This window comes from Lactobacillus kullabergensis (assembly GCF_003151025.1).
Classification (GTDB): Bacteria; Bacillota; Bacilli; order Lactobacillales; family Lactobacillaceae; genus Lactobacillus; species Lactobacillus kullabergensis.
The window spans coordinates 1,512,123-1,530,336 of sequence record NZ_CP029477.1 but is presented as its reverse complement, the minus strand read 5'-3'; the positions used below and the strand labels follow the sequence as shown (position 1 = coordinate 1,530,336).

At 34.4% G+C, this 18,214-nt stretch carries 17 protein-coding genes; 14 read left to right on the top strand and 3 right to left on the bottom strand.

The genetic code is table 11. The features are described 5' to 3' along the window. Window positions 1-39: 39 nt before the first annotated feature. Window positions 40-789, bottom strand: a complete 750-nt coding sequence (locus DKL58_RS07360; RefSeq protein WP_109586634.1) for a DeoR/GlpR family DNA-binding transcription regulator — start codon at window positions 787-789, stop codon at window positions 40-42. Window positions 790-995: 206 nt separating this feature from the next. Between DKL58_RS07360 and DKL58_RS07355 the strand changes: the two genes are divergently transcribed. Genes DKL58_RS07355 through DKL58_RS07325 form a run of 7 tightly spaced genes read left to right on the top strand, consistent with a single transcriptional unit; the run spans window position 996 to window position 7,244 of the window. Continuing rightward, the gene (locus DKL58_RS07355; RefSeq protein ID WP_109586633.1) at window positions 996-1,823 is read left to right on the top strand and encodes a glucose-6-phosphate isomerase family protein; all 828 of its coding nucleotides are present in this window, start codon (window positions 996-998) and stop codon (window positions 1,821-1,823) included. A gap of 2 nt (window positions 1,824-1,825) precedes the next feature. Next, on the top strand, window positions 1,826-2,458 hold the full coding sequence (gene hxlA, locus DKL58_RS07350) for a 3-hexulose-6-phosphate synthase (protein ID WP_109586632.1): 633 nt from the start codon (window positions 1,826-1,828) through the stop codon (window positions 2,456-2,458). Window positions 2,459-2,463: 5 nt separating this feature from the next. After that, entirely contained in the window at window positions 2,464-3,033 is a 570-nt protein-coding gene (gene hxlB / locus DKL58_RS07345) for a 6-phospho-3-hexuloisomerase (RefSeq protein WP_109586631.1), read from the top strand. Window positions 3,034-3,045: 12 nt separating this feature from the next. After that, window positions 3,046-3,687 carry a dihydroxyacetone kinase subunit DhaL gene (gene dhaL / locus DKL58_RS07340; protein ID WP_109586630.1) on the top strand — a complete coding sequence of 214 codons (642 nt, stop codon included), beginning with the start codon at window positions 3,046-3,048 and terminating at the stop codon, window positions 3,685-3,687. A gap of 1 nt (window position 3,688) precedes the next feature. Next, on the top strand, window positions 3,689-4,657 hold the full coding sequence (locus tag DKL58_RS07335; RefSeq protein WP_109586629.1) for a dihydroxyacetone kinase subunit DhaK: 969 nt from the start codon (window positions 3,689-3,691) through the stop codon (window positions 4,655-4,657). 22 nt (window positions 4,658-4,679) lie between these two features. After that, a complete protein-coding gene (gene ptsG, locus DKL58_RS07330) occupies window positions 4,680-6,755 on the top strand; it encodes a glucose-specific PTS transporter subunit IIBC (protein WP_109586628.1) in 2,076 nt (691 codons plus the stop codon). A 24-nt stretch (window positions 6,756-6,779) separates the two neighbouring features. After that, window positions 6,780-7,244 carry a hypothetical protein gene (locus tag DKL58_RS07325; RefSeq protein ID WP_109586627.1) on the top strand — a complete coding sequence of 155 codons (465 nt, stop codon included), beginning with the start codon at window positions 6,780-6,782 and terminating at the stop codon, window positions 7,242-7,244. 163 nt (window positions 7,245-7,407) lie between these two features. Here DKL58_RS07325 and DKL58_RS07320 read toward each other — a convergent pair whose 3' ends face one another. Then, window positions 7,408-8,862: a vinyl phenol reductase gene (locus DKL58_RS07320; RefSeq protein WP_239386369.1), complete on the bottom strand. Its 1,455-nt coding sequence runs from the start codon at window positions 8,860-8,862 to the stop codon at window positions 7,408-7,410. A 112-nt stretch (window positions 8,863-8,974) separates the two neighbouring features. On the opposite strand from DKL58_RS07320, the gene DKL58_RS07315 reads away from it, so the two are divergent. After that, window positions 8,975-9,889: a LysR family transcriptional regulator gene (locus DKL58_RS07315; protein ID WP_109586625.1), complete on the top strand. Its 915-nt coding sequence runs from the start codon at window positions 8,975-8,977 to the stop codon at window positions 9,887-9,889. Window positions 9,890-9,914: 25 nt separating this feature from the next. On the opposite strand, the gene DKL58_RS07310 is transcribed toward DKL58_RS07315, so the two are convergent. Continuing rightward, the gene (locus DKL58_RS07310; protein WP_109586624.1) at window positions 9,915-11,222 is read right to left on the bottom strand and encodes an APC family permease; all 1,308 of its coding nucleotides are present in this window, start codon (window positions 11,220-11,222) and stop codon (window positions 9,915-9,917) included. Between the two features lie 289 nt (window positions 11,223-11,511). On the opposite strand from DKL58_RS07310, the gene DKL58_RS07305 reads away from it, so the two are divergent. The 6 genes from DKL58_RS07305 to DKL58_RS07280 all read left to right on the top strand — a co-directional run bounded on the left by DKL58_RS07305 (window position 11,512) and on the right by DKL58_RS07280 (window position 18,135). Next, a complete protein-coding gene (locus DKL58_RS07305; protein WP_109586623.1) occupies window positions 11,512-12,375 on the top strand; it encodes a PRD domain-containing protein in 864 nt (287 codons plus the stop codon). 2 nt (window positions 12,376-12,377) lie between these two features. Then, window positions 12,378-13,823 (top strand): PTS transporter subunit EIIC, encoded by a 1,446-nt coding sequence (locus tag DKL58_RS07300; protein ID WP_109586622.1) that lies wholly within the window; start codon window positions 12,378-12,380, stop codon window positions 13,821-13,823. Between the two features lie 17 nt (window positions 13,824-13,840). Continuing rightward, window positions 13,841-15,553 carry a glycoside hydrolase family 3 protein gene (locus DKL58_RS07295; protein WP_109586621.1) on the top strand — a complete coding sequence of 571 codons (1,713 nt, stop codon included), beginning with the start codon at window positions 13,841-13,843 and terminating at the stop codon, window positions 15,551-15,553. 10 nt (window positions 15,554-15,563) lie between these two features. Further along, entirely contained in the window at window positions 15,564-16,034 is a 471-nt protein-coding gene (locus DKL58_RS07290; protein WP_109586620.1) for a PTS sugar transporter subunit IIA, read from the top strand. 125 nt (window positions 16,035-16,159) lie between these two features. Continuing rightward, window positions 16,160-17,074, top strand: a complete 915-nt coding sequence (gene rbsK, locus DKL58_RS07285) for a ribokinase (RefSeq protein ID WP_109586619.1) — start codon at window positions 16,160-16,162, stop codon at window positions 17,072-17,074. A gap of 152 nt (window positions 17,075-17,226) precedes the next feature. Then, window positions 17,227-18,135 carry an L-lactate dehydrogenase gene (locus tag DKL58_RS07280; RefSeq protein ID WP_109586618.1) on the top strand — a complete coding sequence of 303 codons (909 nt, stop codon included), beginning with the start codon at window positions 17,227-17,229 and terminating at the stop codon, window positions 18,133-18,135. Window positions 18,136-18,214 lie beyond the last annotated feature (79 nt).

Sequence of the window (18,214 nt, the reverse complement as noted above, 5' to 3'; positions counted from 1 at the left end):
GATTTATTAGTCTTTTTTGATGCGATTTTTTGTCAATAATTAGCAAGAAATAACTCTAGCTATTTTTTGCTTGTATTTTTTTAATAACTTTTTATTTGTTTCGTCAGTATATAAGGCATTTACATCAGATAGTTGCCCAGCACTAAATGTGGAAAAAGTTTCTAACTTCTCTTTACTAATGGCAACAACTATATTTTTACTTTGCTTGATTAATGTAGTTTTAAGTGTAGCTTCATCATTGTTTGGATAGGTAATACCCATTTTAAAATCTATAGAGGAAACACCTAATAATGTACATTCCAAATTTAATTGCGAAATTTCATTGATACTCTTTGTTCCTAAAATTACTTTTGTTCTTGGGTTTAAAGAGCCACCAATAATTTCAATTTTAATTTGTTTGTTACGGCTGAGAGATAAGGCAATTACGGGAGAGTTAGTTATTATTGTTCCATGATATTTGTTAAGTAATTCTTCAGCGATAATTTGATTAGTAGATCCACTGTCTATAAAAATAGTTTTGAACTGTATAAGATAATCACAAATTACTTTTGCAATTTTCTTCTTGCTTGCAACGTCTTGAGTTAGACGATAGTCATAATCTAAAACGCCTTGGATTTTCATAACACCACCATGTGTGCGCTTTACAAGTCCTTTATTACTTAAGCTATTGAAGTCTTTTCTTATAGTGTCTTCAGTGACATTGAATTTTTTAACTAAAGCATTAGTTTCTGCTTTACCGTTTTGTTCCACAATTTTCAATATCATTTGTTGTCTTTCTGTTTTTAACATCAAAATCCTACCTTACTTAATTGTTTTATATTGTTTTTTTATTATATATCTTTTTTGAAAAAATTGCCTTAAACATCAAAAATTACTGTTATTTTTTAAATTATGCTTGAAATCGATTACAAAATTGTTGTATTATACATTTGTAAATAATTGTTTTTAATTGTTTATACTAAAAACAATTAAAAACATGATTTAAGGAGGAAAATATGTTAGCAGAATTACAAAAAAGCGGATTACCTATTTACCAAAACAGTAGATCAAAAAAGCTATTGCTTGAAGCACCTTACATGCTAAAAGGATATGGTGAAAAAAATGTTTTGCAAATGAGCGAATTATATGAAGATTCATCACATAATGATAAGCATGAAAATGTATATGATGTTTATCGCGGAATTATTTGCGATCAGGATAGAGAACTCTTTGAACGCTACAAATTTCAATATGATATCACGGTTATTCATCAAGGCCAGGTTGGGTTTGAATGCAAAAAGACTAGTGGTCACTACCATGGCTGGGAAAGTAATAAGAAGCATTCTTATCCTGAGGTATATGAAGTTCTCAGTGGTACGGCAATGTTTGAACTACAAAAGTCAATGAATTTTGATGTTAAAGAAAAAAATGACATAAAAGTTGACGATATCATTTTAGCCAAAGTTGAAGCTGGGCAAGCAATTATAGTTCCGCCAGATTATGGTCACTGTTCCATTAATATTGGCAATGGGGATCTGGTTTTCTCCAATTTAGCTTATCAACCATGTGAAATATTTTATGATAATGTTCGCTATCACCATGGTCTAGGTATCTATATTGGTAAGGAAGATGACAAATTAAAGTTTAAAAAGAACGATCATTATAAAAACCTACCAACAGTGAAAATAGCCTTACCGGTTGAAAATGGAAGCCTCGGAATTAAATTTAATCAACCAGTATATAAGACTTTTCTAGAAACTCCGGATAAATACAATTTCTTGGGAAATCCGGATAAATATGTGGATACAATTATGAAAATGTTTGATATAAAGGAGAGTTTTTAATTATGAAAAAATTACACGTAGCACTTGATTTAGAAACAATTGCACAAGCAGAAAAAGTTTTAGCTGAGGTTGGACCATATGTTGATATTATCGAAATTGGGACACCATTGATGATTTCGGAGGGAGCCCAAGCAGTAAAAGAAATTAAAGACTTATATCCAGATAAAGAAGTTTTTGCTGACATAAAAATTATGGATGGTGGTCAGCCAATGTCCGATGTAGCGTTTAAGGCCGGTGCTGATATGGTTTCTGTCCTTGGAGCTTCTGAGGATGCAACAATTAAGGAAGTTATTGAAAATGCTAAAAAATATAATGGCAAAGTTCTCGTAGACATGTGTTCAGTTAAAAATATTGCTGAACGTGCCAAAACTGTTGATGAGTGGGGTCCGGATTATATTTGTGTCCATGTAGGCTATGACATACAAAACACAGGTGTAAGTCCAATTGAAGAAGTTAAGTTTTTGAAGGGCATTAAAAGTAAAACTGCTGCGGCTGGTGGCATCAAGCTGAGCACATTTGAAGATGCATGCAAAGCAGATATTGATGATGTTGTTGTTGGTGGTGGACTAGCGAAAGTTGATAATCCAGGTGAAGTTGCTAAGAAAATGTATGAGATTATTGGACAATATCGGTAAGAAATATGGAATATAACACAAAAGAAATAGCTACGATTGCTGGTAAAGAAATATCTGATATAGAAAATAAAATATCTGATAAGGATATTGAATTATTAATGAAAAAAATTAAAGGTGCAAAAAAAATATTTGTTGCTGGTGCGGGACGTTCACTTTTAATGTTGCGTGCGTTCGCAATGCGACTAATGCACTTAGGTTTTGACAGCTATGTAGTAGGAGATACCATTACACCTGCTTATAGTAAAGATGATCTTTTGATTATTGGTAGTGCTTCAGGAGAGACTGGCAACTTAATTTCAATTTCGAAAAAGGCGCAGGAGATTGGTGGACAAATTTTTGTTTTGACTATATTTCCAGAGTCTACTCTTGGAAAAATGGCTGACAAATTTTTGAGAATACCAGCTTATACTGATAAGTTACCGGAAAGTGCAGAAAATAAAAAGAACATACTTCCGGGCGGAAGCATGTTTGAGATTTCAATGCTTGTTCTTTTAGACTCAATGATCATTCCACTGGGTGAATATCAAAATGTTGCAACCAATAAGTATTTTGACAGACATGCCAACTTAGAATAGGAGCTGCGAAAAATGATTAAAAATAGTCAAGCAATTTCAGTTCCTAAAAGTATAATAGAGTCTATTTGTAAAAATAGGGATTATTTAAGTGAACTAGATTCATTGGGTGATGGTGATCATGGAATTAATATGTCTAAAGGAATGGATTTAGCACAAAAACTTATTAATGATGAGCATATTAATGATATGACTGGAGGCTTTCAAGCAATTAAAACAGCCCTAATGGATCACATAGGAGGTTCAATGGGACCATTATATGGCATGTTTTTCAGGGGATTTATTAAGGCTACAGCAGATAAAGAGGAAATTAACGGTGATACGGTTAATGAGATGTTGCATAAAGCCTTGAATAATGTTGAAAGCATTACGACTGCTAAGTTAGGAGATAAGTCACTTTTAGATACTTTAATTCCCGCAGTCAAAGGTTTTGATCAAGAGTGGCAAATTCATAAAAATTTGATTTCTAGCTTACAAAATATGCAAAAAGAATCGCAAAAAGGTTTTGAATCAACACGTAATTTAAAAGCAAACATTGGAAGAGCAGAACGCTTAGGAGACAAAACGGTTGGGCATTTGGATGCAGGTGCTGCCTCTTGTAACTTGATTCTGCAAGCTTTTGCAGAATCAATAATTAGTCTTGAAAGAGGAATTTAAAATGCAGCGATTTATTAATAATCCCGATGACGTTGTTGATGAAATTGTTAAAGGGTATCTTCTGGATAATAGAGCTTTAGAAACTTTGCCAAATAATTTTCGTGTTGTGAAAAGGAAAAAAATACCTAAACGGGTAACTTTGGTTTCAGGTGGAGGTAGTGGTCATGAACCTTCATTTATTGGTTACATAAGACCTGGGATGCTTGATGTCGCTGCAATTGGAGAAATTTTTTCATCTCCTACAGCTAAATCTTTCAGAGAAGCGTTTAAAGTAGCAGATCAAGGAGCAGGAGTCGCGTGTATTTTTGGCAATTATTCTGGAGACAACATGAATGTCAAAAGTGCAATTATGGATGTTGCAGATGAAGGAGTAAAAGTTAAAAGTGTTGTATCTCGTGATGATATTGCTTCAGCACCAAAATCTGAAAAAGATCGAAGACATGGTATTGCGGGATTGTACTATATGTGGCTAGTTGCTGGAAAGGTAGCTGAACAGGGTGGATCCCTTGAAGAAGTTTGTGCGGCAGCACAAAGAGCTGCAGACAATACAGCCAGCATATGTGTTGGATTAAAAGAACTGACTATTCCAGCAGTTGGTCATCCGAATTTTAAGATTCCGGATGGAAAGTATGAATTAGGAATCGGGCATCATGGAGAACCCGGACTAGAAAAGTATACTTTAAGTTCGTCAAATGAGATTGCTAAAAAAATGGTAGGAGAATTGATTGAGGATTTAGATATTTCTGAAAAAAATGAGGTAGCAATTATGTTATCTGGACTTGGCAGTACTCCTATTGGTGAGCAGTACATCTTATTTCAAGATGTTATGTACTGGCTCAAAAAACAAGATATTAAGGTGGTATCTACTAAAGTTGGTAATTTGGTAACATCATTGAATATGAATGGGGCAGCATTAACGATATTAAAACTTGATTCCAAATTAAAAGAATGGCTAATAAATAAATGTTAATTTTTAAAGAAGGGGATAGCTTATGAAAAAATTAGGAATGAAGTTTGTGGCAAAACTCACTAATATAGGTGCGTCACTGCAAACTCCGATTGCAATTTTACCTGCTGCAGGGTTACTTTTAGCATTTGGTACTATTTTTACTAGTCAAAGTTTTTTGGCTATGATGCCATTTATGCGAAACCCAGCAAGTGAAAGAATCTTTAATGTGGCATTACAATGTGGGAACATAATTTTTAGTAACTTGCCATTAATATTTTGTGCTGGTGTCGCTATTGGATTGACAAATGATGCTGGAGTAGCTGCACTCTCCTCCATTGTCGGCTATTTAATTATGTGCGTGACAATGGGAGGGACTTTGGGCGTAAGTGATAAAATGGTCCAATCATCTAATGCTTATGCAAACATTTTAGGCATACCGACGTTACAAACGGGTGTTTTAGGAGGCATTCTTGTCGGTGTGATGGTTTCATACATTTATAATAAATTCTATGATGTTAAACTCCCTACAGCTTTTGCATTTTTTGCAGGTAAAAGAAGCGTTCCAATTATCACAGCCTTTGCTGGTTTTGCAATGGGTTTAGTTCTTTGCTTGGTTTGGCCTCCAATCCAAGGAGGAATAAATTGGCTTTCTGATGCAATTGCTAATAGTAGTTCCGTTTTTGCTGGTTTTATGTTTGGTTTTGTTGAAAGACTTACCATTCCATTTGGGATGAATCATATTTGGTGGCCCACTTTTTGGTTACAAGCTGGCTCTTATGTTAATAAAGCTGGGCAAACCATTCACGGCGATCAGTTAATTTTCTTTGCTCAATTAGCTGATAATGTAAAAATAACTGCCGGTACTTTTATGAATGGTGAATTTATATTAAAAATGTTTAGTATGCCGGCTGCTGCTTTAGCTATGTATAAAACTGCTTATCCAAAAAATAAAAAACGTGTGGGAGGAATTATGCTCTCAGGAGCTATTACAGCATTTGTTGCTGGAGTTACAGAGCCTCTTGAATTTCTTTTTATATTTACTGCTCCAGTATTATTTTTAATTCATGCGGTAATTACCGGCTTAGGCTTTTCAGTAGCTAATTTAGTTGGAGCTCACCTTGGTTTATCATTTTCTGGTGGATTTTTTGATTACTTGTTTTTCAATGTTTTAACTAATAGAACAAATTGGTGGATTGTTATTCCAATTGGTATAGTATTTTTCGGCCTATATTATTTTATGTTTAAATTTGCAATAGAAAAATTTAATCTTAAAACAACTGGTAGAGAAGACGAGTCTGCTGAAAGTGAAAATAGTGCTGATACTTCAGAAACAAGTGGCGAAATTTCCAATGTCAAACTGATTTCCGGTATTATAAAGAACTTAGGTGGGAAAAATAATATACAAAACGTTAATGCTTGCTATTCTCGCCTTCGTGTGGATGTAAATGATATTAGTAGAGTTAATAGATCATCATTTACTAATTTAGGAGCGTCAGGTGTAACCTCTGTGGGCAATAATATTCAAATTATATATGGCAACAAAGCTCCTGCTATTAAAGATGAAGTTTTAAAAATGCTAAGAGGCGAAAACATTGCCAGTTCTTCTTTATTGAATAGTGAAGAAGATAAAACAAATTCTGAAAATGTTGATGCTTTAAATGATGTAGTTTCTCCGTTTACTGGTCAGTTTATTCAATTGTCTAAAATTCCAGATGAGGTATTAAGTAAGAAAACTTTAGGTGATGGGTATGGGGTAAATTTAACTGATGGTAAAATAGTTGCCCCTATTTCTGGTAAAGTAACGACTGTTTTTCCAACTAAACATGCACTTGGATTTACTGATAATTTTGGCAATGAAGTATTACTTCATATCGGGATTGATACTGTAAATTTAAAGGGGAAAGGCTTTAATATTCTAATTAAACCAGGAGATAATATTGTTAAAGGACAAAAAATAGCTGAAGTAAACTTAGATATAATCAAAGAAAATAATTTATCTCCTATTTCAGTAATGATTTTCACTAATTTAAGCAAAGAAAGATATACAGTTAAGCCTTTGGAAACAAATAAGGTTAAAGCTGGAGAAGAAAATATTTTAACAATTAACTCAGCTAACTGATCAATCTTTTTTGGGGTCTTTTTGATGTCAAAAATATGGATAAAAAGTCATTTAAATTATTTATATAAATCAAATTATATTCTATTGTTTGTTTCTGCAATAATTTATTTAGTATATGTTTATCTTAATACGTCAAAAATTTATAATTTTGAAAGTTTTGCTGAAACTTTACAACTTAATCCAAAATTTGCAGTTATTATTATGCTTGCATCAATTAACGCATTAGTCGGATGGTATTTATGGACAAAAGAAAGAATTTTTATGATGAACTTAAAAACAATCTGTTTATGGCTATTCGTTTTAATTTGTTGTCAAGCATTCCTTTTAAACCTTGTGCTAACTATAGAGTCAATATTGTTGTTAACAAGTGCTGTGCTAAATCATAAAAATTTTAATAAAGAAGCCTCATTTTCTCTACCTAGTTTTATACTTTTACTATTTGTTTTAGGTATTTATCTTTTATGCTTTTATCTTATGTTGAATTTATAAAATTAAAAAAAGTTTAAAAACAAGGTTAAAGAAATGGAACTTTTTGAATTGTAAGAAATTTTTATTAACTTTTTGACAGTCAATAGAATGAATTTTATTAATTTCAGAATTGGTATACAAAAAAGCGAGTCACATCAATATGACTCGTTTTTTATGATTTTAATTAATCTTCTATTTGCTGATAAATAACATCAGCAACATGTTTAGCAGAATAAAAGACAAATCCTGCCTCAGTACCCGGCATGTTAGGTCCGTAAGTATCACCAATCAACATTCCGGCTGCATCATTCCCTGCAGCGTATAAACCCGTAATTGGTTTGCCATTTTGATCTATAACGTTATGTTTAGTATCTGTCTTTAATCCACCCATTGTGCAAAATGCGCCAATTCCGAGTTCTATGGCGTAGAAAGGTCCATTTTCAACTGGAATCATAAAGTCCACTTTTTTACCAAAGTCAACGTCTTTTCCACTGTGAGCTAGTTTGTTGTAACGATCAACGGTCTTTTTTAAATTAGATAAATTAACTTTATTTGCTAATTCATTGATTGAATTAGCTTTTGTAAGATAAGGTGCACCTTCATCAAAGGCCTTTTGCATTTCTTCTTTGAGATGTGGCAGTTTAGTATCATGGTAATCCCAAGTACCCATTGGTTTGTATAACTTTTCATTTGTCAAATGATCTATCGTACTTTGATCCAAAATTGTAAATACTTTACCTTGAGTAAATAAAGCATTTCCTGCTAATGCAAAGTTGTCTACAACTTCTTCGTTAACAAAGCGATCGCCATTCTCGTTAACCCAAAGTAGCGACTGCTGATCAGCTGCGCCATTAAGTTCAGAATAGCGGTAAACATAACCCGGCTTAGTATGGTCTTTTAAATAGCCACCAAAAAGCATTGCTGTACCCATTGCATATTTTTGTGCTCCTACTTTCCAGGCAAGTTGTAGACCATCGCCGGTATTTTTCTCAGAATTTACTGGAATTAGCTGATCAACATTATAATGAGTTTCGTTCTTGATCAGCTCCTTGTTATTTAAGTATCCACCTGTTGCTAAAACAACAGCCATAGTATTGACAGTTTTTGTAGAGTGATCTGCTAAATTTTCAATATTAACACTTTCAACTTGTCCGTTACTGCTCAAATTGACTTTTGTTACTGCAGTTGATGTAATGACATCTGTCCCCTGCTTTTTAGCTTTTGGTTCCAAAACATCATGAATTACCGACTTACCTAAGCCCTTGAATAGGTGCCATGTCCGATAACCACTGCCTAAGGGAGCAACATCTAAATATTCGACACCTAAATCTTTTAGCCATTTAATTATTCCAGCTGAAGCATCGATGTACTCTTTCCAAACTTGGGTATCAGCGCGGTAATGAGAGTAATTAAGCTCTTCAGATAAGACATCTTCTTTTGTTAGTTTTACATCATGTTGCTTTTGTAAGTAAGAATCTACTGCAAAAGCACCTTCAATATATTCTCCACTACCACCAGTATTTCTGCCTTTTTCAACTACTAAAACTGACAAACCATTGTGGCTTGCTTCATATGCAGCAGTAAAACCAGCTGCACCACCACCGACAATAATTAAATCATATTTATCTTTGACTTCCATTTTTATCCTCCTAAACTTTTTATAAAAATTATAATCGCTTACATCAAAATGGTGTTATAGTTAATTTAGACGTGAGTAGAACATAAATGTACAGGTAAAAGGTATAGGTAAAATGGACAGTGAACAATTAAAAGTATTTTTAGCAGTTGTCCAACAGGGCAGTTTTGGCAGAGTAGCAGAAGAACGTTACGTTACTCAAAGGGCAGTATCACGGCAGATTTCCCGGTTGGAAAACGAAATTGGAGTAAAATTATTTAACCGTACTACTAATAGTATTCGTCTCACAGCGGCAGGAAAATACTTTGCTGGTAGGGCACAGGAATATCTTAATAATTTTGATTCAACAATTTCTGAGTTGCAAAATATTTCAAATTCGGATGAATGCACTCTTTATCTGAGTTATTTTTCCATTTTTGATGCCTTCATAATGGAAAAAGAAATTATTAATTATAAAAGAAAAAAACTTCTACCTGAGATTCGATTCATTACGGTAGAAGAAAGTGTAGAACATATTCTTGCTGATCTTGTTTTAAATAAGCTTGATTGTGCTTACATCAATCATTATGGTTCGTATAACATTCCTCAAGCTTCTCTTTATGAGTTTGTACCAGTTTATTCGAATGAAATGGTTCTAGGCATAAGTAGAGAAAACAGTCTAAGTAAAAAGAAATATATTGATGAAAAGGATCTAGAAGGCAGAACTTTATTTTATTATAGCAATGAAAATTCAGACTTTATGCGTAAGACTTTCACAGCAACTTTGCATAAGAGTGATACTAAATATGAAATTAAAAGAGTATCATCAATTGAACAATTAATGACGAGTACTGCTTTAAATCAGGGAATAGCATATATACCAAAAGGATTAATTGATCACATAATGCAACCTGATTCAGAAATTGTTTACCGTCGTTTTCATTCACAAAAACAAAATCAGAATTATTCTATGCAAATGATTTTTTTAAAAAATAATCATTCTCAGGCTCTTAAAAGCTTTGTTAACTCAGTAAAAAAGTTCCAAGTATAAAAGTTCATACTTTGTTATTGTACTTTTAAGTTTGATTTCTCTTTTGCACATAAACATAAACTGGCCAGCCGCTAAGAGTCAATAAAATACCTGTAAGTGACAAAAGTGGCTGGGTTAGCGTTGTGGTAACAACAATAAATAAAGCACCACAGATCCCAAGAATAGGTGGAAAAGGATACCAAGGAGTTTTATACGGTCGTAAAAGATCTGGTTGTTTTTTACGTAAGATAAGGACGCCTAAAAATAATAAAATTGAAAAAATCCAGGAAACATAAACCAGCATGTTGGTTAATGAATCAAATGTACCAGAAAAAATCATAATGGTTGCAATTACGCATTCAAAAATCATGCTGTTGGTAGGCACAATAGTTTTAGAATTTAATTTACTGAAAAAGTTTGCAGCTGGCAATTTCTTTTCTTTGCCTAAAACATAAGGCATTCTGGATCCCAAAAGAAGGTGGCCATTAATCGCACCAAACACTGAAACTAAAATTCCTGTAGCAACCAAAGTTCCCCCCACACTACCAAAGAGCTTTTTGGCGGTAAGTAGAGCTGTTGTCTGGTTACCTACAACTTTTGACCAGGGAATGACTCTAACATAACTCCAGTTAAGAAGAGTATAAATGATTGTTACCCCAAAAAGTCCCCAAATAATAGCTTTGGCTAAAGTTTTTGCGGGATTTTTGATTTCACTGGCTAAGTTGCCGATACTTAACCAACCATCATAAGCAAAAAGCACAGCTAAAAGAGCCTGTCCGAAGGCCATTGCTCCCGAAGCAGATGCTATTTTAGGCGCTGGAGCTCCTGCTAGCTGATTAGGTCCACTATAAAACAAAGCAAAGATTATAATTGCAGCAATTGGCAATAGTTTAATAACTAAAGTTATTTTTTGTACCTGACCACTCAATTTTGATCCGATCCAATTGATCAAAAGAATTGCCAGCATCACGATTAGAGCAATCACTGTAGTAGACAAGTCTTTAAAATGCGGTATTTCTTTTAGTTGGGTTGCAAATACGATTGAAAGTGCAGCGATATTTGCCGGATAATAGACGATTATTAGCGACCAGCCAAACAAAAAGGCAACTTTGGGACCGTATATTTCTTCCAGATATCTGACGGGTCCGCCATCTTTGGGATATATTGACGCTAACTCAGCTATGCTTAATCCTGCCATTAGAGTAATGAAGCCGGCAAATGGCCATACTATGATACTTAGCCAGGCATTGTGAGTTAAAGCTGAAATGTTAGCAATTTTGAAAAAAGCACCGCCACCAATCATGGTGCCCATGACAGTGGCTAGAGCGGCGAAAAAGTTGAGTTGTCTTTTCATATTTTTACCTTACTTAAATTGAATGATAAAAGTAATTATATGCTTTGATAGACAAAATTAAAAGATGATGATTTGAAAATTAAAAAAACTTTTTCTGAAAGCGTTACGCAGTATTTGCTAATTTATATTTACATAACCCATTTGATCGGGTAAAATAAACATGACTATCGGATAGTTATTACTAATGATTATTAAGTAAGCTAAACCTGTTTGTCACACAATTTAAATCATCAATTTGGTTCTTGTGTGCAAGCAGGTTTTTATTTTTTATTGAAAGGAGGAGAATTGAGTGTTTATTAAGCGTGGGATCAACAATAATGTTTCTTTTGTAGTCGACGACAAAGGTAAAGAATTAATTGTTACAGGAAGAGGAATAGCTTTCGGAAAACATGTTGGCGATGAAGTTGATGAAAGCAAAATAGAATATTATTTTCCAGTATTACCTCAAGAGATCTCCTCAGCTATGGCAAAATTGTTGGTTAATATACCAATTGAATATTATGCAATTGCTAATGACATAGTTGACAAGGCAAAATCAAAGTTAAAACAGGAGTTAAATCAAAGTCTAATCGTAGCTTTAACTGATCATATTTACAGAGCAGTTGAGCAGGCTAAAAAGGGCATAAAAATTTCGAATCCATTGATTTTAGATATAAAAAGGATTTACCCTCAAGAGTTTGAAGTTGGTCTTTTTGGCATCAAATTAATTCGTAATATGACTGGTTGCAATTTGGCTGAAGACGAAGCAGCCACAATTGCTTTACATGTAGTGAACAGTGAGTTGGAAAATAAGGGAGATTTTAACGGTTATCGTGTAGTTGAGATAGTTCATTGGGTTACGAATTACGTTTTTGATTATTTTAAAATTGATTTTGCTGAGAAAGCAGATCCACTGTATTATCAGCGCTTTGATACTCATGTTCGCTTTTTTGCCCAAAGAATTTTAGATAATGATTATAAAGAAAATGACGTTAATTCTTCTCTGCTAGTTGTTTTGTCTGATAAACAATATCAAAGGGAAAAAGATTGTGTGAACAGTCTCAGTGCTGAATTTGCTCAAAAATTTGGCATCACCATTTATCAGGAAGAACGCGCCTATTTAGTACTTCATATTCACAATATGTTGAAAAACATAATCTCAAAGGAGAAATAAAAATGGGAAAATATACCTCATTGAGTAAATTTATAGTAAAAAATGTGGGTGGAAAGGACAATGTTGTCTCATTAATTCATTGTTTTACCCGCTTGCGTTTTGTTTTAAAAGATGAAAGCAAGGCAAATACCGAGGCTCTTAAGAAAAATGAAGAGATAGTTGACGTGATCCAAGCTAACGGACAATATCAAATAGTGATTGGCATGCACGTAGAATCAGTTTTTGACGAGATTAACAGCCTCTACCACTTTAGCGGAGGAGAAACTGTAGCAGACGAAGAGGCCCTGAAAGAAGATACGAAACTAATTGATAAAAAACAATCCTTATGGGATAAAGCAGTAGACCTTTTATCTGGTATCTTTGTCCCAATTTTGGGAGTTTTATGTGCGAGCGGTATGGTTAAGGGACTGCTGGCAATTTTGACCACAGCGGGTGTCTTAAAGAATACAGATGGCACATATATTATCTTGTATGCTATTGGTGACGCTTTATTTTATTTCTTTCCAGTATTTTTAGCAGTTACGGCTGGTAAAAAATTTCATGTTGATCAAATGACCTCGCTTGTTATTGGTACGGCAATTATTTATCCTACTTTGATACAGGCAATGTCAGGCAAAGCTGCAGCAACAGTTTTGTCGGGTACGATTTTTCAAACTAAGGCTTATTTAACTTTCTTACATATACCTGTTTTGTTAAATAACTATACTTCGACTGTCATTCCTATTATCCTTGCAGTTTGGGCAGCATCTTATGTCCAACGTTTTGCTAAAAAAATCAGTCCGGCATCCGTGGCAAATTTTCTTGTACCATTAATAACCATATTGGTGATTGTGCCACTAACTTTATTAGTAGTTGGTCCAGTATCAATTTGGTTGTCAGATATTATTGCTTGGATTGTAAAAGAGTTATATAAACTTAGTCCAATCTTATTAGGTGCCTTTATCGGAGGAATGTGGCAAATATTAGTAATCTTTGGCGTGCACAATGCCATTATCCCAATAGTACTGAACAATTTAGCCACACAAAAATTTGATGTTATTTTTGCCGCCAATATAGCCTGTCCTTTTACTCAGCTTGCAGCACTTTGTGCACTGGCTTTGATCCTTAAAGATACTAAGCAAAAGCGCAATACTATTGCTTCAATTTTCCCAGCAATTTTTGGTATTACTGAGCCGGCAATTTATGGTGTTACTTTGCTACTAAAGAAACCATTTTTCATAAGTTGTATTTCTTCAGCTATTGGTGGTATTTTAGCAATGTTAATGGGAGTTAAATTTTATCAAATGGGTGGACAAGGTATATTTGCTTTTCCTTGCTTCCTTTCTCCTAATGCTACTAATTTTTCCGGTATTATTAGTGCAGTGATAGTAGTATTAATTTCCATGGCAATTTCATTTTGCTTAACCCTCATTTTTTGCAAACCAAAAAAGCAAACAAATAATATTTAAGAAAAGGAGCATTGCAAATGACCAAAATAAATTTAAAGGGCAATCCATTCTACTTGAAAGATGAGCAGATTGATAATATTAAACTGCTCATGTCTAAGATGACAGTCAGAGAAAAAGTGGGCCAATTATTTTGCTTATTGGGCAATTATTCAACCGAACAAGAAATAAAAGAGGTTATTGAGAACTATCGGCCTGGTGGCATGATGTTTCGTCCGCAAAAGAGTTCTAGCATTCAGGACTTGCAGCGTTATATTCAGGAAGTTTCCCCAATACCACTATTGCTTGGCGCCAACCTTGAATCTGGTGGAGACGGCATAGGTACTGATGGGACCTTTTACGGCAGACAAATTGAAGTAGCGGCTTCTAATGATAAAAAGAACGCCTACCGCTTAGGATTAATTTCTGCTCGTGAAGGTGGCGCTGTGGGATGTAATTGGTCATTTGCTCCAGTAGTAGATTTTAATAAAAATTTTGCTAACCCGATTATAAATGTTAGAACATACGGTGATAATCCTGATACTGTTATATCAATGGCTCAGGAATATATGAAAGCATGCCAAAGTTCAGGCATGGCAGTCGCAATTAAGCATTTCCCAGGAGACGGCGTTGATGACCGCGACCAGCATCTTCTGACATCAGTTAACTCACTAAGCGTTTCTGATTGGGATAAAACATATGGCAGGATCTACCAGGCAATGATTGATAATGGAGCACTGACGTTAATGGCCGGTCACATTTATCAACCTGCTTATACGAGGTACTTTAATCCAGATGTGAAAGATGAAGATATTTATCCTGGTTCTCTATCATACGAATTGCTTCATGATTTATTAAGAGAGAAACTAGGATTTAATGGTTTGATTTCAAGTGATGCTACTAACATGGCCGGTTTTAGTTCACAAGGAAAAAGAGCAGAGCTGTTGCCTCAAGCAATTAATGCTGGTTGCGACATGCTTTTATTTACCAGAGATTTGGATGAAGATTTTAATTTTGTGCTGGATGCAGTGAACGAGGGCATAATATCAACAGACAGATTAAATGATGCTGTTACTAGAGTATTAGCTACTAAAGAATCATTGCAACTATTTTTAAAGCAAAGAAATAAGACTTTGGTTCCTGAAAAAGAGGCTTTAAAAGTTTTAAAATGTCCAGAACATGTTAAATGGGCTAAAGAATTAGCTGATGAATCAATTACTTTAGTTAAAGACAAGCAGGATGTTCTACCTTTAACATTGCAGAAAAACAAAAAAATTCTTGTTTTCGTTATAGGTGATGTTGTTAGTGCCAGTGGCAAACCGCCTGTTTCAAGTATTTTTATATCAAGATTGAAAGAAGAAGGGTTTAATGTAACTGTATTTGATCCTGAAAATGAAGATTTAAAGGATTTAATGGTTAATGGATCAGTCAGAGAACTAAAAGCCAGGTTTGATACTGTAATATATTTTGCTAATGTTAAAACAGCCAGCAATCAAACAACCGTCAGGTTAAATTGGCTTAAGCCAATGGGCTATAACGTTCCTTGGTTTGTACATGAAATCCCTACTATTTTTATTTCAATCGCTAATCCATATCACTTGCAGGATGTTCCAATGGTAAAAACTTATATCAATGCTTATACCGCAAATGAATATGTTCCAGCAATTTTAGTAGATAAGTTGCTAGGCAAATCTCCATTTAAAGGTAAGAGTCCAGTTAATGCATTCTGCACTTATTGGGATACACATATCTAGGGAGGGAAATATGCTTAATTTTTTCAAGAGAAATGAAACTATTTATTCCCCATGCTCAGGCCTTTTTAAAACAATTGCTGAAGTTAATGATGAATTGTTTGCTACTAAAAAAATGGGTGATGGTTTTGCGGTAGTTCCTGCGGAGACGGAGATTTATTCTCCAATTACGGGAGTTATAACCATGTTGGCTCCAAGCAAACATGCTATTGGCATTAAAAGTAAAAATGGGACGGAAATAATGATTCACATGGGTATTGACACCGTTGAGCTTAACGGAGCCCCTTTTACCATTAAAATAAAGAAAGGTGATAAGGTCAAAAGAGGTCAGTTACTTGCCAATTTCGATTATAAGCAGGCAAAAGATGCAGGCAAGGAAACCGATGTAATTGTGATCATTTTAAATAACAAGAATATTGATTTGGATCAAACTAGTATGAGTCAGGTTAATTCACAAACAGAGATTGGATCTTTACCTAAATAAATATTTTAGGAGATATATATTAATAAAATTAATAACACATTTGAGGGTAATTTCAAATGTGTTATTATTTTTGGTAGAAGTAGGTTATTTGAAAATTATGCTAATTAAGAGGTTTTAAAGTTTAAATGAATAAAGTTACAGTTATTGGTAGTATTAATTTAGATACTAATTTGCGCGTCAAACAAATGCCCAGACCAGGTGAAACCGTTCATGCGTCAGAACATTATTCTGCCGCAGGCGGTAAAGGCGCAAATCAAGCAGTTGCTGCGGCAAGGTCAGGATGTGAAGTTAGCTTTATTGGTGGTGTAGGTGATGATGCACCGGGAAAAGAGATGTTGGGCTCACTTAAGAGAGAAGGCATTAATACCCAAGGTATTATCACAGCTAAAAAAGAATCAACCGGACAAGCATTTATTACAGTAGATGATAATGGTCAGAATTCAATTACTATTTATGCAGGTGCAAATTATGCTTTTGGACCAGCTGAAGTTGAGCAGAATCAGGATTTGATTAAAGATTCTGACTTTCTTATCGCACAATTTGAGACCCCACTTGCAGCAACAATTAAAGGTTTCGAAATTGCTCATGATGCGGGCGTAAAAACAATTTTAAACCCAGCTCCTGGAATGGCTAAAATCCCTGCTGATTTGTTGAAGCTTACTGATATCATTACACCAAACGAAACAGAAGCTGAAACCATCACTGGGATAAAGGTGACTGATGAAAGAACTGCGCAAATGGCTGCTTCTAAGCTTCATGATCAGGGCGTAAAAATAGTTATTGTTACAATCGGTACTAAAGGAGCATTTTACGACTATCAAAATAAAAGTGAACTGGTTCCAGCTTTTAAAGTCAAGGCTGTTGATACTACAGCTGCTGGCGACACTTTTATTGGTGCAATGACCAGTATATTGCAGCCAGATTTGTCTAACTTAAAAGATGCAGTTCTTTTTGCTAATAAAGCTTCATCAATTACTGTGCAAAAATATGGTGCTCAGCCCTCAATTCCTTATGCAAAAGATATTAAAGTTGGTAAATGACGACCTGATTTTTAATTTTAGTTTCAGAAATTAAGATTGCTTTATTTAGTATAGCGAAAACATCTTTTTAAACCCTATCTTTAGTATAATAAAAGAGTAATTGAGAGTTTGCTGAGATATTTCAACAGTTTTAAAAAGAAAGGCACTTAATTATGACAACAAAAATAGGTATTATTGGAGACGGTCATGTTGGCTGTACGGTTGCACATGAATTAATTATTTCAGGTTTAGTCGATGATTTAGTAATGATCGATGTTAATGAGGGCAAGGTTAACGCTGATGCAATTGACTTTGAAGATGCAATGGCCAATTTGCCATATCATACCAACATCATTGTTAATGATTATGATGCACTAAAAGACGCTGACATTGTCATTAGTACATTAGGGAAAATATCATTAGAAACAAAGGGTGATCGGTTCCAAGAACTTGAATATAACAAAAAGCAATTAAGCCCGATTACAGAATCTATCAAAAATAGTGGCTTTAACGGCATTCTGATTGTTATTTCCAACCCAGTAGATGCAATAACCAGTCTTTATCAGCAATTAACTGGTTTACCCAAAGAACATGTTTTGGGCACTGGTACTTTACTTGATACAGCAAGAATGAAAAAAGTTGTTGCTAAAAAGTTTAATGTTGATCCTCGTTCTGTGAGTGGTTTTGCATTGGGTGAACATGGCGATACTCAGTTTACAGCCTGGTCAACAGTAAAAGTATTTGAACAGCCATTAACTGAATTGGCTAAAAATGAATCATGGCAGCCAAGTGACTTAGAAGATGAAATCAAATTTGGTGGTCAAAATGTGTTTATGGGCAAGCATTACACTAATTATGGGGTTTCGGCTGCTGCGGTGAGAATAGTGCGGGCCGTTTTAACAGATTCACGGACAGAATTACCAGTATCAAGTTACCAAGAAAAGTATGGTACTTACATGTCTTATCCTGCAATTGTTGGTCGAAAAGGCATAGTTCACAAAATTAATTTACAGCTAACTCCAGCTGAAGAAAAATTGTTGGAAAAATCTGCTGCAGCAATTAAAGAAAAGTCACAGGCTTAAGAAGATAAAATAAATACACCAAACGCGCTAAACAAGCGCGTTTTTTATTAGCCCAAAGATAGAAAATGAGAGTAATATT

Excerpts from the sequence above, each read along its gene's own strand:
- DKL58_RS07295 (WP_109586621.1), top strand. The coding sequence starts at position 13,841 with ATGACCAAAATAAATTTAAAGGGCAATCCATTCTACTTGAAAGATGAG.
- DKL58_RS07335 (WP_109586629.1), top strand. The coding sequence starts at position 3,689 with ATGCAGCGATTTATTAATAATCCCGATGACGTTGTTGATGAAATTGTT.
- dhaL (WP_109586630.1), top strand. The coding sequence starts at position 3,046 with ATGATTAAAAATAGTCAAGCAATTTCAGTTCCTAAAAGTATAATAGAG.
- DKL58_RS07310 (WP_109586624.1), bottom strand. The coding sequence starts at position 11,222 with ATGAAAAGACAACTCAACTTTTTCGCCGCTCTAGCCACTGTCATGGGC.
- DKL58_RS07280 (WP_109586618.1), top strand. The coding sequence starts at position 17,227 with ATGACAACAAAAATAGGTATTATTGGAGACGGTCATGTTGGCTGTACG.
- ptsG (WP_109586628.1), top strand. The coding sequence starts at position 4,680 with ATGAAAAAATTAGGAATGAAGTTTGTGGCAAAACTCACTAATATAGGT.
- DKL58_RS07315 (WP_109586625.1), top strand. The coding sequence starts at position 8,975 with ATGGACAGTGAACAATTAAAAGTATTTTTAGCAGTTGTCCAACAGGGC.
- DKL58_RS07300 (WP_109586622.1), top strand. The coding sequence starts at position 12,378 with ATGGGAAAATATACCTCATTGAGTAAATTTATAGTAAAAAATGTGGGT.
- DKL58_RS07355 (WP_109586633.1), top strand. The coding sequence starts at position 996 with ATGTTAGCAGAATTACAAAAAAGCGGATTACCTATTTACCAAAACAGT.
- DKL58_RS07325 (WP_109586627.1), top strand. The coding sequence starts at position 6,780 with ATGTCAAAAATATGGATAAAAAGTCATTTAAATTATTTATATAAATCA.
- DKL58_RS07290 (WP_109586620.1), top strand. The coding sequence starts at position 15,564 with ATGCTTAATTTTTTCAAGAGAAATGAAACTATTTATTCCCCATGCTCA.
- DKL58_RS07320 (WP_239386369.1), bottom strand. The coding sequence starts at position 8,862 with ATGGAAGTCAAAGATAAATATGATTTAATTATTGTCGGTGGTGGTGCA.
- hxlA (WP_109586632.1), top strand. The coding sequence starts at position 1,826 with ATGAAAAAATTACACGTAGCACTTGATTTAGAAACAATTGCACAAGCA.
- hxlB (WP_109586631.1), top strand. The coding sequence starts at position 2,464 with ATGGAATATAACACAAAAGAAATAGCTACGATTGCTGGTAAAGAAATA.
- rbsK (WP_109586619.1), top strand. The coding sequence starts at position 16,160 with ATGAATAAAGTTACAGTTATTGGTAGTATTAATTTAGATACTAATTTG.
- DKL58_RS07360 (WP_109586634.1), bottom strand. The coding sequence starts at position 789 with ATGTTAAAAACAGAAAGACAACAAATGATATTGAAAATTGTGGAACAA.